Genomic DNA, 14,656 nt, shown 5'->3' on the forward strand with positions numbered 1-14,656 from the left:
ACAGGCCCAGCCAACTATTATACGCCCCGGCCGGGACAGACGTGCAGCCCAATCCGACTTTTCAATGGCGCTACTTTAACGAAGTCACATCCTTTCGTAAATCGATATAAACGCAACGTAATGCACCAGATTATGCAATATGGGTTAATATGCGCTCTTATGGATATACGTAACCTGAAACATTTCCTCGCACTGGCGGACAACCTGCATTTTGGCCGTGCCAGCGCGGCCTGCCACATCAGCCTTTCCGCCCTGTCGCGCAATATTCGCCAGCTGGAGGACGAGCTGGGGGTCGAGTTGTTCAGCCGGGACAACCGCACGGTGGTGCTGACCAGCGAGGGGCAGAAATTCCAGCAGTATGCCCGCCAGGCGATTTCCCAGTGGAACCTGATCCGCAATGAGCTGGCGGACGGTTCTGACCGGCTGCATGGCGAAGTCAGCCTGTACTGCTCGGTGACAGCGGTGTACAGCCTGCTGTTCGATCTGCTCAACCGCTTCCGCCACGACTACCCGGGCATTGAGATCAAGCTGCATACCGGCGACCCGGAGCTCGCCGTCGCCCGCGTCATTGCCGGCGAAGAAGACATCAGCATCGCCGCGCACCCCCGCTCGCTGCCAAGGGGCCTGGCGTTTAAGCCCATCCGGGTTTCGCCGCTGGTCTTTATTGCACCGGTGGAGCGCACGGATCTGGATGTGCCGGTCGTTGCGCCGGCCTCACCCGAGCAATGGGCACAAACGCCGATGATCCTGGCAGAAGGTGGCTTGGCCCGTAACCGGATCGATTCCTGGTTTCGAAATATGGAGGTTAACCCACGCATTTATGCCCAGGTCGCGGGTAACGAAGCGATCGTCAGCATGGTCAGCCTGGGGCTGGGGATCGGCGTGGTGCCGCAAATCGTGCTGGAGCACGCGCCTCTGGCTGACCGCGTTCAGATACTGGATGTACAGCCGGCACTGGAGCCCTACGACGTCGGCATGTTTGCGCTGAAGAAAAATCTGAAGAACCCGCTGGTGAATGCGTTCTGGTCGCTGGTGGCGGATAGCTAAACCTGCCGAGGCTCGCCGAATGTTCCAATCCGGCGGGCCTGCACAGGGCACCTGATCGGGGCTATTTTTTCCAGTGTTTGGTAACGGGGTAGAGCATCTGTCCGAGGTAGCTTCGGGGCAGTGGCACCGTGGTTCCATAGACCGCGGGCCAGTGCTCGTTGGGCATGTGGTAGGTGCCGAACAGCCGGTCGAACAGCACCGTATGGGCCGAGTAATTGGTATCGATGGCGGGTTTTTCCGAGCTGTGGTGCCAGTGATGGAACTGCGGCGTGACGAGGATATATTTCAGCGGGCCGAACGAAAGCCCCAGGTTGCAGTGAATCAGAATGGCCTGCAATGCTGCAAAGGCCACATAGATATCCAGCGCCGCCTTGTCGGCACCCAGCAGATAGAGCGGCACCATCACCATGGCACGTTCCGAGAACACCTGAACAAAATGGCCCCGCGAGCCGGCCAGCCAGTCGAGGTGTTCGATCGAATGGTGCACGGCATGGATCGGCCAGAGCAGCTGCACTTCATGGTACAGGCGGTGTTCCCAGTAGAGCACGAAATCGGCACACAGGATGATGATCACGACCTGCAGCAGTAACGGCACCGAGCGCACCGTATCCTGCACAGCCTGGCTGAGTGCCCAGTCGAAGTGGCTGGCGTGGTAGTTGGCATAAATCAGGATGGCCGAGATGGCCAAATGATTGAAGCAGAAATAGAACAGGTCCAGTCCCCATTCGCTGCGCAGAATCACCTGGTTGCGGTACTTGGGAAAGAGCTTTTCCAGGGTCATGAAAACGATGGTCGAGCCCAGAAAGGCGAGTATCAGCCAGTCGACCCCCAGTGACAGCCGGCGCGGTTCCACCGGCCCGACTGGCACAGTGTAACCGCCCAGCGCAAAGGCGATCAGGGTCAGCAGGATGCCGGCTGCACCCAGGCGCTTGTAGCCGTTCAACACGAAGCTGAGCACGCCAAAAAGCAGCGAGAAATACATGCCGTATTTTAGAAAGTGTTGCAGAAAGGCCGCATCGTAGGCCTGGCGCAGTTCGATGGTCGTCAACCAGGCCGGGTAGAGGTAAGCCAGCACGGCAAGCAGGCTCAGCGTGCCGAGCGCCACCGAGCAGTAACCGCTGATCTTACCTTCACCAAAGCGAAACTGGCGTTCGGGGTCGAGCGCCAGTTCCCGTTCGCGGTAGGGGTAGTCGTTTTTCATTGTGGGCTTGTACCTGTCGTTCCGTGACGCCGCCGGGTTGCGGGTGGGGCCGGTGGCGGTGCTGTCTCGAGGGATAGCACCGCTTGAGACCAGTCCTCAATACTATCCCTTGAGACCAGCCCTTGAGAGCAGCCCTTGAGAGCAGCCCTTGAGCCTACCCCTTTAAGTACTGGTTGAAAAACTCGATCGTTCGGCTCCATGCCAGCTCCGCCGCGGGCTCATTGTAACGCTCGGTGGAATCGTTGTGGAAGCCGTGGTTGACCCCGTCGTACATGTGCATGCTGTACTGTTTTTCCCCGGCCTTGAGGTCCGCTTCATAGTCGGGCCAGGTGGCATTGACGCGCTTGTCCAGTTCCGCCAGGTGAATCAGCAGGGGGGCCTTGATGTTCATGCGGATGTCCTTGGCCGGCGGCGTACCGTAGAACGGCGCCGCGGCATCCACCACATCGGGAAGGCTTGCCGCCAGCATGTTGGCGATATAACCGCCAAAACAGAAACCCACCACGCCCAGCTTGCCATTGCTCAGCGGGTGCGCTTTGAGGAACCTGGCCGCGGCCATAAAGTCCTGCTCGATCTTGGCCTTGTCCATCGAGCTTTGCATTGCCCGGCCTTCATCATCATTGCCCGGATAGCCCCCCAGGCTGTACAGAATGTCGGGGGCAAAGGCGATAAAGCCGGCCTTGGCAGCCCGGCGCGCCACATCCTCGATGTAGGGATTCAAGCCGCGGTTTTCATGCACAACCAGCACCACCGGCGCTGAGGCGGTTACGGATGTGGGAACGACCAGGTAGCCCCGACCTTCGCCGAAGCCTTCGGGCGAGGGGAAGGTGACATATTCCGCCTTGATATCGGCGTCATTGAACGACACCTGTTCGGCCAGCGCGTAATTGGGCAGCAGCGCCGCTGACAGCACACTCATGCTGAACCCCAATGCCGTGAGGGTCGACAGGCGAGACAGGAACTCGCGCCGGGTGATGTCGCCGTGGGCGTATTCGTCGTACCAGTCAAAGGCTTCCTGGGGTATCACCTGTGGCGCGCTGTTACTCTTGTGAGCATGCATAACATAACCTCCTGGTCATCGGCCAAAATCAGCGTTATTCAGGCTAGCAGAAAGCGGCGCAAGCACCTGCCATGCCGCTGAACTTTACAATCATTTACACACGCGTGGGGCACACGGCATGCGTGTAGCCCACGGTTGTACGGCTGATTGCCGCTGGAAGATCAATCCGTCGTAGTTGCCGAGTAGTTGCGAGTCTTTTGGTTATGCAAGCACAGGTGCTGGCGATGCAGTCTTTTTGTGCTGCGTATGATTCTGCTGGTCCGCGGTACGACTATCCATTCGCAGAAAGAGCCCTTCCGATCCTTCGTGGGGGCTGGCACGCGGCAAGACCACAGAACCCGATCTTCAGGCGAGCGGTAGCTGCGCGGGCGGGCATATCAAGGTTGTTTGATAATTCACATTGCGCCTTGCTGGGCGCAGGGATGCTTAGTCAAGGGCCGCAGGCCGTTGCGAACGTCACCTCTTGCCCTGAAAAAAAACAGCAGGTCCGCGTAACTGCGCCTACTCTTTTGGGGGCTAAAGGGCCCGCTGCGTGTTTGGGCTAAAGGGCCTCCTGCGTGTTTGGGCTAAAGGGCCCGCTGCGTGGCGGGCAATGGGGTTTCCCCGCGTATTTATCCTTCGCACCCGCAGGTACCGGTATATCGGTGTGGAGCTGCAGGCTATTGCGGTGCGCGGGTTGGCCACGGGCAATGATGATGCGGAATGCGCCGTCCGCTTGCTTGCCGGATTATCGAAAACGCTGTGCATTAACGTCGGGAGGGCGTGTCATGGTCGAGCGTGTCGGCTTTAAGCCGTTGCCGAGCCGAACGGAGCCACTGCCCGGTCGCCGCCGTTTTCTCGAAAATGCAGGCATGCTGGCTGCGGCCTCTGTGCTGCCCTGGTCATCGGGTGCGGTGCAGGCCGCGGGCGACGAGGTGCTGCACGTCGGGATTATGGGGCCCTTTAGCGGGCCTGCGCGGGGCACCGGGCGCGATATTCGCCAGGGCGCACTCATGGCGCTGGACGATGCCCGTGCCGAAGGCGAGATACCGGTCAGGATCCAGGGGCGGCTGCAGGAGGTCGAACCCGTCTGGATCGACAGCCAGTCGAACCCGGCGACGGCCAGCGCGGCCGTGACCGAGGCGTTTTCCCGCTACCCGATAACCCTGATGGTCGGGGGCTGGCATTCTGCTGTCGCCCTGTCGGTGATGGATATTGAGACAGAGTACGGCGTTATGCACCTGAACCTCGGTTCCGCCCAGGCGATTGCTGACAAGATCAATCATGACCCGCTGAAATACCGTTTCTGGTTCAAGGGCTGGCCGTCACCGGCCAGACTGAATCCGCTGTACCGCGACCCACTGAATCATTTTCGTCAGCAGGGGCTCTGGACGCCGGCCAGCCTGAAAGTGGCGATTGCCGCCGAAGACACGCCCTGGGGCCAAAGCTGGGGGGAGGCGATGCGCTCGACACTCAAGGGCATGGGGTTCGATCCGCTTGCTGTTGATTTAATGCGCCTCGATCAAACCGATTACTATGAGCTGCTTCAGCGTTACCGCCAGGAAAAGGTTGCGCTCGTCGCGTTCACCAATACGGGGAATCTCGCGGCCACCAGTTTTGTCAGGCAGTTTCGCGAGGTTGGTGTAGAGGCCCTGTTGGTTGCGGATTCCTTGCGGGGCAGCAGCGACTGGTATGAACAGAGCGGTGAGGCTTCAAATTATATCATCAGCATGGATGCGGCGATGCCGATTGCCTTGTGGCAGCGCTGGTGGGTGCGGCGCTACCAAACCAGGTTCGGTCATTATCCCAATATCGCGGCGGCCGGCTTGCAGTATGATTACACGCGCATGGCCATAAGGATTCTCAACAACGCCGCCAGCCTCGATCTCGAAAAGCTCATCAGCACTGCGTATCGCTCCCCGTATCGAGGGATCTGGCACCATTACCGTTTTGCACGGGGTCCTGGTCCGCGGGCTGTGTCTGCAAATGAGGTCATGACAGGCCGGTTCATGGAAGGGTTTTACTTTCCGATGGTGCAGCTGTTCAATGGCGAGTCAAAAATCATCTGGCCGTTGAAGTATGCCGATCAGCGCTTCCAGGCACCGCCCTGGCTGATGGCCCGGGGATAGCTGCAGGCCTGCGCATGCGTTTTCAGCCGCATTACTCGCTACCAAAAAAACGCAGTAATTCCTCGCAGACAGCCGCCGGTGCTTCTTCTGGCAGGAAATGGCCGCAATCCAGGGCCCTGCCTTGCACGTTTTTGGCATGCTCGCGCCAGACACCAAGGACATCGTAGGTACGGGTCACAAATCCTTTTGCGCCCCACAAGACTAACAGTGGGCACTCAAGCTTCCTGTTCAGATCCTCTTCATCATGCTTTAGATCTATGCTGGCGGCAGCACGATAATCTTCGCAGGATGCGTGAATGGCGTCTGGCTGGCTGAAACAGCGAATGTACTCAGCCATTGCGGCATCGGAAAACACCGTACCAGGCGCGCTCCAGCGCTTCATTTTTTCAGAAAGATAATAGGCGGGGTCAGCGCCGATCATGCGCTCAGGTAAACCATCTGGCTGGATCAGGAAAAACCAGTGGTAATAGCCTGTGGCAAAATGTTGGTCGGTCGTCTTGTACATGTGGTAGGTCGGTACGATATCCATCACACAGGCTTGCTGGATTTTGTCCGGATAATCGAGCGCCATTCGGTGTGTCACCCTGGCCCCACGATCATGACCCGCCACAGAAAATTCACTGTATCCAAGCGCCTCCATCACTTCGACCATATCCTGCGCCATCGCACGCTTGGAATAGGGGGAATGATCCGGCGCGCTTGGCGGTTTTGAGCTGTCGCCATAGCCGCGCAGGTCAGGGCAGATAACATGAAAGTCACGGGCAAGGCGGGGGGCAACCTCGTGCCAAATGACGTGGGTCTGCGGATATCCGTGCAACAGCAACAGGGGACGACCGGTACCACCGTGGACGAGATTGATTTCAGCACCGCTGGTCTTTATTCGAGCGTTAACAAAGTCACTTGTGAAAAGCATTTGATTCACCCCTTTCCAGAGCCCGCACGATGGGGATCATACCCACCAGATCGTTCAGGTGCTCAAAACACACAACATCAAACACATCGTTACCGAAGCTGCTGGCCGCGATCAACATGACGTGGCGTTCGACAGCGAGCAGGCTGATCTACCCAGTGTAGTCGTCAATCTAACCGGGTGAGAGTGGGGAAAAATCAAGACCTGAACCCAATCCCTCTGTCCCTTCGAAACGACGATTTTTGGGTTGCAGTCGTTTTATCCAGCGCCAATGCCAAAGCTGGATAAGACGGCTGCGATCAGTATGACGACCAGTAAAGCCATGGCGTACATCGCGAGGAACTGGAAGGAAATGGCGCTGATCCCCAGTACTGCGGCACCACCGGCAATGCGCGATGGCTCCTTCTTCGCATACCCGGTAATGCCGAGTATGAAAGCCAGGCCCCCCAACAACGCTGTGACAACTTCCATGATCTTGTCGGTATCCCATTGCGGACTCTTGTAGTCCTGAACAGGCTTCTTGCCTTTCAGCGCGTCCAGGGCTGCGGTGCGGATTGACGCGGCTTTTTCCGCAACGATCGTTTCAAGTGTGGGCTGTGGCGAAAATGGACCTGCCCAAAAGTGCATTAACGCCATGAGCAACGCCACGCTGCCTAAAATAATCCCAAAACTTCCGTATTTTGACGTCTTTCGTTCCATGATGATCTCTCTGCGATATAACATCGCAGCCAGGGGCGGGTATTAGCGCGTCCCCGACAGCATTGCCTTTTTATATTTTTCTAACGACTGTCAATTTTTGCAACCATTTTTGTCACAGGTTATTTTTTCTGATGACTGCACCCAGTGATCATGGTTCTTCTTCGTATCAGTACCACATCCGGTTGTTCCACCTTTACTCCCTTGGTGAACAATACCTGTTGGCGTATGTTTTACGGCCATGATTAACTCCTTTTAATGGTAACATTTATTCTCTTTTCGCCGGAATGTCGCCGGCTCGTCAGCAGGCTTGGCCTGGAAGAGGAACAATTGCGCATAACGGCATGCGCACTGGAATTATCACACCATTTCTAGCAGCCCACTGGAAGGCCAGCCAAAGTAGATAGATTCCTCCGACGACCTTTATTGCGAAAAATAATTTTTCGGACGTATAGAGCACTGTAGCTAGCCCTGTAGCAGCAAGAGTGATCATACCTACAAATGCAACAAGCCGACCTAGCCCAGCAAAGCAGGCAGCCCTGATGCCATAACGTTTTGCATTCGCCATCGAAAGAAGATTATTGGGGCCAGGTGCCATGTTCAATGCAAAGCACGCTGGTACGAATAATAGGATAGTCATAAGTGTCACGACTTATTCTCCTTTAAGTTAACGCTCAAAGCAGCGGCGCGTTTACGCGTCCACTGCCTTTATTTGTTAGGCTTAATCTCTACTCGATAAATTTATAATCACTAGTTAGCGGTCCATCATTCTCTGAAGCCCAATCGCCTTTGACTTTGTATTTTATCGGTGTTGCTTCATCTTTATCTAAAGCCTGAACTATTACAGCGCCATTATCTACATAAATATCTTTTACACCACCACAGGCATTTAATATTGGACTAAAAACAATTCCTTTTTCTAAAATAGTTGCAATGGAAACAACTTCAGCACAACCGCTTCCGCCAACAGATCCGGTAATAGCAACAACCGTTGTTCCAGCATCTGATTTAAGTCGCTTGGCCTCAACGGCCAAGTACTCTGTTTGCCCTATTTTTTCATTTCCAATGTTATATGTCTGGTTATACATCTCGCTAGTTATCTTGAATTCGCCTTTGCCAGTATCAAAACTAACCGAGTCTGCCATTGCAGGCCCTGAAAATAATATTGAAGCTAGTAATATTTTTTTAAACATAGATTGCGTCCTTTGTTGTCTACTGTTCGTGGGTAACTCGGCGACCTAACGCCCGCAGCACGGGCAAAATTGGAGCGCAGCGTAAATTTTGTCCTTGTCCTTGTCCTTGTCCTTGTGCCTGCGCTTGTTAAAAGCTTTACTCTGCCAACCGGAACCAATCTCTCAAGCTCAGCTCTAGTCTGAGTTTTTCGTCCTCGGCTAAGAGACTACAGTGAGCTATTGGGTTCCGAAGGGTGTTCAGATTGAACATTATTTTTTCAACAGCTTTTACATTATTGAAAACACTAGCAAATATTGACCAGTTTTTTTTAATTATCTCGCCTAGCTCGCCGAAGTTGGTGTAGTCCAGCGGGTCCAAAGATCTGGGTGTGATGCCCGCTTCCCGCTCTCTTTGAATTCTTTTTTTAACCTCTCCAACTATGTGTTGAGGAACATATTTATCATTCCACCAGTCAGATTCCTCCGTTGCCTCTAACAATTCAGATATTTGCTGTCTGATAGTTTTCTCCAAGCAGTAAAATAGCTCATAATTTCTTGCCATGTATTGAGCCTCTTTGCGGAGGTTTTCTTCGAATTGGGGGACGTAAGTTCGCTCGATATCTTTGACTTGTTCACTCTTTTCGTTTTTTTCACGTAACTCAATATCATATCTCCTTTCGACATCATCCAAATCCGTTTCTAAAAGCATATTGGTCATACCGAAAGATTTTACTTTATCTACAAAAGACATTTTTAATCATCCAATATGTGTTGTTTGAGACTTTTGAATATCGCGTTAAATACTTCAATATCTTTAGTTGCCGGAAGATTTAAGTTTATCGTATACGCTAGATTTATTGATTTTCCTTGTGAGCCATGCGAAGAGCCTTGGTTAAAATGAGGTAATGGTAACGACTGGTTAAACTTATTATTTTCGCCCATATTTTCAGGTTCAACTTCCTCAACTTCTGCGATTTCAGTATCGAAGTCAGCAATTTTCCTTAGCATATTAAAAGTTGATAGCGTTTGCTGTGTTACACGTGAGTCCTTTTCACCACCTGTACATTGGACTATTAAACCAAGGACCTCATCATCAGAAGCATCATGCACATACTCATTCATTTCATAAAGACGAGCATACAAATCTTTGAATGCCTTACCTACGGCAATCCGCGACTTCTTTGGGTTACGAAACTCGCTATATAGTTCTGTTGGCGATCCATCGCTAGCTACAAAACCCATTTTTTTCATAAATGGAATGGAGGCATTTGCTGAACCACCCTTTAACCCCAATTTCGTGTTTAGGAAATTTTGCGTGACGCGCTCAGGAACAGATGCCGTTTTGATTTTTTCGAGTACTTTTTCAAGCACGCCAACAGAAGTGCTGTAAGGTAAATTATCCGCCATATTATTCTCCTTCAACCTAGGCTATTGGATGCTTCTAACATTTGTATCATGGCCTCGAAGGCCGTTTTTCCCGAAGTCACTATTACCTGACGTACATACGCCAAAACCAGGAGAAATCCATTGAACATCAATCCTTCAGGCCATTTTCCCGACCAGAATCCATCCGACAAAACGATCACCAAGCCTCATATCCATTTTTATGTTCAGTTGGGTAACCATCTGTTTCTACGGCAATTTTGAATGGTCTATGTCTGCTACCCCCGGTAGTGGCTTTGATGAACGGATTGGCCTGAGTGCGTCAACCCGTTAGCCACTTAGTAGCCACTTAAAATATAAAGCTAACATAACCGGCGCGAGGTACGAGCGTCCGGCGCCGAAGGCGCGTAGTTAATGTTTTTTAGATATCCTCTGGATCAGGCTCGTTCTCGAAGTTAGTAAGGGGTAAGCGGGGTCAGGTCTTGTCTTTTGCCCCTTAGCAAAAGGCAAGACCTGACCCCAGAACCTGACCCCAGAACCTGGTCATGGTCATGGTCATGGTCAATGATAATCCTCGTAATCGATATCCATCGCGTCGGGGGGGGCAAATCGGAAGGTCACGCGCCGGTTCAGCGGACCGTCCGCTGCAACGGGTCGTTAGACGACGTGTCAAACTCATCCACGGCGCAGGCGGTACCAGTGCTCATCCGGGCGCAGCACCCATTCCAAGGGTAACGGAAGTTTAAAGAAGGACGGCTCCACGTCAGTGATCTGCCAACCTGCAAAGGCGGATTCGATTTCTTCGCGGCTCACGCCCCTGATCAACGGGCGGATGCGCCGTGGCCAACACAGCAATATAACTGTTGCGTCCTCGGTGGCAAGGGCGTCCACGCTGCGGGCCATCCCTTGCTGTTGTTCAGTATCGAAGTCATGGAAGGTGCCGGTATCCAGGATAAGCCGGAAGCCGGAACCTACTTCCGCTTCTGATAGCCGGGTAACGTCCCCCTGCACCAGCTTCATTTTCACACCAGCGGCTTTGACCCGCTCACGCCCCCGGTCCAGGGCCTTGTCCACGAAGTCTACGCCGGTCACTTCCCAGCCCCGTTTGGCCAGCTCGATGCCCCAAATGGCGCTACCCGTACCTATATCCAGGGCACGCCCGTAGGGCGGTTCACGGTCCTGCTCATCTCGTTCTAGGAGCGATGCCAGGGATTGAAAAAATTCCTGGTCGGTTTCCTCCCAGGGATGAAAGCCGATGGCGTAAGAAAATTTCCAGTTCATATGATTCCTCCTCGCCGTCTAACGCCAAGTTAACCGGCGCGCGTTAGCGCGTCCGAGCGAGGAACGAGCGTTGTTGAACTTTTTGTTAGAGTGCATTTTTATGCGCCCTTTTTAATAAACTTGCAAGTGAATTAGGGTCTTCAGCAAACGTGATTCTGAATATTTTGTTAATTGCATGCAGCGGGATTGGGCCTGGGTAAGTTGCCTCAACGTACGGCACAACTTGATGACCCAAATTAGCCTCAAACTCTTCTCTTGAATATGGTATGACTTGAGGCCAGAAATTCTCTGATAGGAACAAGAAAGCTAACGGTTGATCAGAGGAAGCGCCACGAGTAGGCAAGCATTTGCGTACATGCTGTTCAATTTTAGACTCGGGTGGGTTGTGAAAATCAAATAGAGATACTCGGTTTCTAATTCTTGCATAGGAGTTAATATAACTTCCGAACGCTCCCTCTAAGTTACCACTACTGTTCGGGCGTATTTCTTGGGCTTGAAGAATAGGATCTAGATTACGCAGTGGAGTTACGTGGAAAATGTTTCCATCCAGCACTGGCTTGATGCTTGAGTAAGCATCTACTTGCTCTAACGTCAATTCGATAATCTGTTGCATATGCTTACATGCACTCTAACGCCGCGTTAAAGGGCCGAAAAAGCGTAGCTTTTGAGGTCCCAGTGAGCGAAGCGAACGACTTTCAACGTTTTGTTATATTTATTCACTCTATAGACCCTCAATGAACCGTTTTATTTCTACAATCATAATGCTTATATCATTGTTGTTAAATTCTTCTATTTTTCCATGCGCCGCACTGTTCCTAATGCCGGCCAATGCTGTAATTTTCTTCTGGATATTTTTGTTGTATATATTTTCTTTTGAAAGATCAGAATTCATTTTATCAAGTTTGCCTACTGGTAAAGAATTTTTCTCACATAACCATCGAAGCCTACACTCCAGAACTGTCCCTGAAATTACTGCTGCCGCTGTTAAATAACCATGATTAAGTAACTCCTGCGCCTGATCTAATTCATCTTCAAATATCTCAGCTTGAGCAATTTCTTTAATTTCAAAGATGAAACCTTTTTCGAAATCATCTTTTGCAGCGCAAAAAATAGCTCTTAGCTTGATAATAGTATGAAATGCAAGCTCTTCGTTAACCTTATCGGCTACAGCTTCAAATTTTTTAAAGTGAATTGAGTTTTCACCGCATGTTCTAGCTATTATATTTGAAGCTTTTATTATCCAAGTGAGTAGATTATTTTGAAAAAATTGTTTTTCCTTTATTTCTTCGCTGGCTGAAAATAACGCACTACCAGCTGAAAGAACCAAATGGGGAGATATTTCATCTTCCAATTCCTTATAACGCTTAAATATTACTTGTCTATCCATGCTTTTCTCATTTATTGAAATCTAACGCTTATAACACTTGACCGAAAAAGCGTAGCTTTTTGGGGTCAAGTGCTTACCATTGTTAGGATTTTTGCAATACATTCAATAACTCTGTGGGTGTTATGACTTGAGGTATATATTCAAGCCGTGATGCTTTATGGATGTATTTTTGTAGATTAAAATCCAATGTAAGGAAGTAATCTACCTTGTTTAATTCCGCGCACCATAGAAAATACGCGTCAGCCAGTTGATTGTATTTCTTATACGTTCCTTGAAATGCACCAACTTGTTTCGCTATTTGAATAAATCTTTTATTCTTAAGGCCATCAAGAAAATTATGGAATAAGTTTTCTGTAGGGTCTGAATTCATCCATCTTGAACCGCCAACTAATGTTCTGAATTGTGGAGCTCGATCGGAAGCCTTTATTTCACTTCCATAAAAATATTCTTTTCGAAATCTTCCTGCCCTCCGTATTTCAATAAAATTTTCATAGTCCATAACGGGCTCTACGCCTAGATCTTTTAGCTTTCCTGCTAACTCAGGCAATGCCTCAATTTGCTGACGTAGCTTCGGATCTCTGGCTTTCCGCTTTTTTATGACCTCTATTTCCCCTCTTCTTATAAGAGGCTCACCAGCTCTAGCACCACCAAAGTAAATATCCTGTGTCCGGTATTCTGTGGCGGAGTGCATCACAACGTTTGTGTCGAGATATATCTTCATATGTCTAACGCCTGGACTCAGCCGCCGCTTTAGCGGTCGGTTGGAGTCCCTGGTTATACGGCTCTCTCGGTGCTTAGCCAAATTCGTAGCCTCGATCAACCCAATAATGCCAATCACCGAGGGCTTCAACGGTTTTCTCTTCAGCATCTACTGCATTGAGCTGTGACAGCGGTACACCGAGTGAACACCCCTGCCTCTGTATCATTACAAACATCTCACGTAAACATTCGTTTTCAGGCGCCATACGCTCAACTATGGTTTCCTCGCCAATGTATAATGGCGAATTCGAACGCTCTCGTTCACAACGAGCCTTCAAGGGGAAGCTGATCTTACCTTCTAGGTAGTAGTACCACCCCATCGCTTGTTCTTCTGAACCATAAGCATCGACGATCGCCTCCATGACGATACGATCTTCACGGTTTCGTTCTTTCTCTCGTTGTGTCAAGGTTCCTCCTAAATAGATGTGAGGCGCGCTGTTTGAGCCGTATAACGCCTTGCTTTGGGGCCGCAGTGAAGCGCAGCGGAACGGAGGTCCCAGCCGCGCAGCGGCGACAACAGCAATTTGTTATCACCTACTCAGTCATACTCCGCATGTTGAGGTAAATCATCCGTAATATCGAACCAAGGAGCTTTGCTGTCAACAAACACATGGCGTTGTGCTTTTACTCCCGGATCAGTGTCTAATGTTCCAAGGGGAAAGCCGTATACATCAGGATTTGTATCAAACTTCGTATAGAGGCTAGAACCACAATTCGAGCAGAACCCTTTATGCTCCCCCGGCGATGACTCGTAAAATTTGAATAGTTCTTCGCCTTTGACCGTTTTCCAGTCTGAACTATGTACTTTCGCCCGAGTTCTGAACGCAGAAGCATGTAGCTTTCGGCACATTGAACAATGGCAGTTCAGTACATCAGTTAACTCACCACTTATCTCGTATTGGATTCCTCCGCAGAGACAACTACCCTTTTGACTCATTGAGTATCCTCCTTGAGTGATAACGTCGCGTTAAAGGGCCGAAGCAGCGTAGCTGCGGAGGTCCCAGTGAGCAAAGCAAACGTTTTTGAACGCCTTGTTAGCGTGATTCATTTACCAGCCTCCTTGGTTGTATGATTGTTATTATCACACCTACCACAAGAAATATAATATTTAAAACTGGAGTTACAAAGAAGATTAGCCCTGCAGCCATTGGTGGAATCCAAAAACCCTCCTTACCAATATATAGGAATCCGAAGGCCAGAATTGGTGTTACCGACAAGTACATTGACACTTTTGAGAGTGTCTTTAAGTTTTTCTTCTTTTGCCAATAGGCCAGAGCCCACCATGCTACAGGAAATAGAAATAAGCCAATCAAGGCAAATACTAGAAACGCTGCAATTGGGTAGGCCGATGCCACTTGTAACTCCCTTTCCGCTAACGCTGAGCACAGCGGCGCGCTTTAGCGCGTCCGGCGGCCATCGGCCGCGTACTGCTGCGACTTGTTATGTTTTGATGCCGAACTAGCACCAACCTGTTACCTAAAGTACTTAGGGCAGAACCCTGGCGACACTCTGTAGCAGTACGACCCATAAAGGGCTTGTTACAAAAAATGAGCTAAAGAATGCAAGCCATCCAAGGATGACCAGGGTGGGACCTATGAAAGGCCCAGCTTTCAGTTGCAGTTGTTTTACCATGGCAATTACCTCTCTCAGTT

17 protein-coding genes and 1 pseudogene are annotated in these 14,656 nt (G+C 50.9%); 2 read left to right on the top strand and 16 right to left on the bottom strand.

What is annotated here, in order from left to right; all coding sequences use genetic code 11:
• The first annotated feature begins 159 nt into the window (after nucleotides 1-159).
• The gene (ilvY, locus tag F451_RS0107915; RefSeq protein WP_020680821.1) at nucleotides 160-1,047 is read left to right on the top strand and encodes an HTH-type transcriptional activator IlvY; all 888 of its coding nucleotides are present in this window, start codon (nucleotides 160-162) and stop codon (nucleotides 1,045-1,047) included.
• 61 nt (nucleotides 1,048-1,108) lie between these two features.
• On the opposite strand, the gene F451_RS0107920 is transcribed toward ilvY, so the two are convergent.
• Both F451_RS0107920 and F451_RS0107925 read right to left on the bottom strand, forming a co-directional pair.
• Nucleotides 1,109-2,248 carry a sterol desaturase family protein gene (locus tag F451_RS0107920; RefSeq protein WP_020680822.1) on the bottom strand — a complete coding sequence of 380 codons (1,140 nt, stop codon included), beginning with the start codon at nucleotides 2,246-2,248 and terminating at the stop codon, nucleotides 1,109-1,111.
• A gap of 154 nt (nucleotides 2,249-2,402) precedes the next feature.
• Nucleotides 2,403-3,308 carry a dienelactone hydrolase family protein gene (locus F451_RS0107925; RefSeq protein WP_020680823.1) on the bottom strand — a complete coding sequence of 302 codons (906 nt, stop codon included), beginning with the start codon at nucleotides 3,306-3,308 and terminating at the stop codon, nucleotides 2,403-2,405.
• A gap of 767 nt (nucleotides 3,309-4,075) precedes the next feature.
• Between F451_RS0107925 and F451_RS0107930 the strand changes: the two genes are divergently transcribed.
• Nucleotides 4,076-5,416 (top strand): ABC transporter substrate-binding protein, encoded by a 1,341-nt coding sequence (locus F451_RS0107930; RefSeq protein WP_020680824.1) that lies wholly within the window; start codon nucleotides 4,076-4,078, stop codon nucleotides 5,414-5,416.
• Nucleotides 5,417-5,447: 31 nt separating this feature from the next.
• On the opposite strand, the gene F451_RS0107935 is transcribed toward F451_RS0107930, so the two are convergent.
• The 14 genes and pseudogenes from F451_RS0107935 to F451_RS27645 form a co-directional block, all read right to left on the bottom strand.
• The gene (locus tag F451_RS0107935) at nucleotides 5,448-6,329 is read right to left on the bottom strand and encodes an alpha/beta fold hydrolase (RefSeq protein ID WP_020680825.1); all 882 of its coding nucleotides are present in this window, start codon (nucleotides 6,327-6,329) and stop codon (nucleotides 5,448-5,450) included.
• 255 nt (nucleotides 6,330-6,584) lie between these two features.
• Nucleotides 6,585-7,025, bottom strand: coding sequence for a hypothetical protein (locus tag F451_RS0107945; RefSeq protein ID WP_156826406.1), 441 nt, complete (start codon nucleotides 7,023-7,025; stop codon nucleotides 6,585-6,587).
• Nucleotides 7,026-7,115: 90 nt separating this feature from the next.
• Entirely contained in the window at nucleotides 7,116-7,265 is a 150-nt protein-coding gene (locus tag F451_RS27630; RefSeq protein WP_156826407.1) for a hypothetical protein, read from the bottom strand.
• Nucleotides 7,266-7,395: 130 nt separating this feature from the next.
• A pseudogene (locus tag F451_RS27120) lies at nucleotides 7,396-7,671 on the bottom strand (LysE family translocator); the annotation flags it as partial.
• Between the two features lie 79 nt (nucleotides 7,672-7,750).
• Nucleotides 7,751-8,215: a hypothetical protein gene (locus F451_RS27635; RefSeq protein ID WP_156826408.1), complete on the bottom strand. Its 465-nt coding sequence runs from the start codon at nucleotides 8,213-8,215 to the stop codon at nucleotides 7,751-7,753.
• A 136-nt stretch (nucleotides 8,216-8,351) separates the two neighbouring features.
• The gene (locus F451_RS0107950; protein WP_020680828.1) at nucleotides 8,352-8,945 is read right to left on the bottom strand and encodes a Swt1 family HEPN domain-containing protein; all 594 of its coding nucleotides are present in this window, start codon (nucleotides 8,943-8,945) and stop codon (nucleotides 8,352-8,354) included.
• A gap of 2 nt (nucleotides 8,946-8,947) precedes the next feature.
• Nucleotides 8,948-9,601 carry a DUF5343 domain-containing protein gene (locus F451_RS0107955; protein ID WP_020680829.1) on the bottom strand — a complete coding sequence of 218 codons (654 nt, stop codon included), beginning with the start codon at nucleotides 9,599-9,601 and terminating at the stop codon, nucleotides 8,948-8,950.
• Nucleotides 9,602-10,252: 651 nt separating this feature from the next.
• Nucleotides 10,253-10,858, bottom strand: a complete 606-nt coding sequence (locus tag F451_RS0107960; protein ID WP_020680830.1) for a class I SAM-dependent methyltransferase — start codon at nucleotides 10,856-10,858, stop codon at nucleotides 10,253-10,255.
• Nucleotides 10,859-10,943: 85 nt separating this feature from the next.
• Complete coding sequence (locus tag F451_RS27640) at nucleotides 10,944-11,471, bottom strand: hypothetical protein (RefSeq protein WP_156826409.1); 528 nt, start codon at nucleotides 11,469-11,471, stop codon at nucleotides 10,944-10,946.
• Nucleotides 11,472-11,579: 108 nt separating this feature from the next.
• Entirely contained in the window at nucleotides 11,580-12,245 is a 666-nt protein-coding gene (locus F451_RS0107965) for a DUF4145 domain-containing protein (protein ID WP_020680831.1), read from the bottom strand.
• An 82-nt stretch (nucleotides 12,246-12,327) separates the two neighbouring features.
• Nucleotides 12,328-12,966, bottom strand: a complete 639-nt coding sequence (locus F451_RS0107970; protein ID WP_020680832.1) for a hypothetical protein — start codon at nucleotides 12,964-12,966, stop codon at nucleotides 12,328-12,330.
• A gap of 73 nt (nucleotides 12,967-13,039) precedes the next feature.
• A complete protein-coding gene (locus F451_RS0107975; RefSeq protein ID WP_026291601.1) occupies nucleotides 13,040-13,411 on the bottom strand; it encodes a calcium-binding protein in 372 nt (123 codons plus the stop codon).
• Between the two features lie 131 nt (nucleotides 13,412-13,542).
• Nucleotides 13,543-13,941, bottom strand: a complete 399-nt coding sequence (locus F451_RS27125) for a GFA family protein (protein WP_083928379.1) — start codon at nucleotides 13,939-13,941, stop codon at nucleotides 13,543-13,545.
• Between the two features lie 97 nt (nucleotides 13,942-14,038).
• A complete protein-coding gene (locus tag F451_RS27645) occupies nucleotides 14,039-14,359 on the bottom strand; it encodes a hypothetical protein (protein WP_156826410.1) in 321 nt (106 codons plus the stop codon).
• Between the last annotated feature and the right edge of the window lie 297 nt (nucleotides 14,360-14,656).

Origin of the sequence: Marinobacterium rhizophilum DSM 18822 (assembly GCF_000378045.1) — a bacterium.
Classification (GTDB): domain Bacteria; phylum Pseudomonadota; class Gammaproteobacteria; order Pseudomonadales; family Balneatricaceae; genus Marinobacterium_A; species Marinobacterium_A rhizophilum.

Coding starts and splice junctions, on each gene's coding strand:
- F451_RS0107935 (WP_020680825.1), bottom strand. CDS start 6,329: ATGCTTTTCACAAGTGACTTTGTTAACGCTCGAATAAAGACCAGCGGT.
- F451_RS27125 (WP_083928379.1), bottom strand. CDS start 13,941: ATGAGTCAAAAGGGTAGTTGTCTCTGCGGAGGAATCCAATACGAGATA.
- F451_RS0107970 (WP_020680832.1), bottom strand. CDS start 12,966: ATGAAGATATATCTCGACACAAACGTTGTGATGCACTCCGCCACAGAA.
- F451_RS0107965 (WP_020680831.1), bottom strand. CDS start 12,245: ATGGATAGACAAGTAATATTTAAGCGTTATAAGGAATTGGAAGATGAA.
- F451_RS0107945 (WP_156826406.1), bottom strand. CDS start 7,025: ATGGAACGAAAGACGTCAAAATACGGAAGTTTTGGGATTATTTTAGGC.
- F451_RS27635 (WP_156826408.1), bottom strand. CDS start 8,215: ATGTTTAAAAAAATATTACTAGCTTCAATATTATTTTCAGGGCCTGCA.
- ilvY (WP_020680821.1), top strand. CDS start 160: ATGGATATACGTAACCTGAAACATTTCCTCGCACTGGCGGACAACCTG.
- F451_RS0107920 (WP_020680822.1), bottom strand. CDS start 2,248: ATGAAAAACGACTACCCCTACCGCGAACGGGAACTGGCGCTCGACCCC.
- F451_RS27640 (WP_156826409.1), bottom strand. CDS start 11,471: ATGCAACAGATTATCGAATTGACGTTAGAGCAAGTAGATGCTTACTCA.
- F451_RS0107925 (WP_020680823.1), bottom strand. CDS start 3,308: ATGCATGCTCACAAGAGTAACAGCGCGCCACAGGTGATACCCCAGGAA.
- F451_RS0107950 (WP_020680828.1), bottom strand. CDS start 8,945: ATGTCTTTTGTAGATAAAGTAAAATCTTTCGGTATGACCAATATGCTT.
- F451_RS0107955 (WP_020680829.1), bottom strand. CDS start 9,601: ATGGCGGATAATTTACCTTACAGCACTTCTGTTGGCGTGCTTGAAAAA.
- F451_RS27630 (WP_156826407.1), bottom strand. CDS start 7,265: ATGGCCGTAAAACATACGCCAACAGGTATTGTTCACCAAGGGAGTAAA.
- F451_RS0107930 (WP_020680824.1), top strand. CDS start 4,076: ATGGTCGAGCGTGTCGGCTTTAAGCCGTTGCCGAGCCGAACGGAGCCA.
- F451_RS0107960 (WP_020680830.1), bottom strand. CDS start 10,858: ATGAACTGGAAATTTTCTTACGCCATCGGCTTTCATCCCTGGGAGGAA.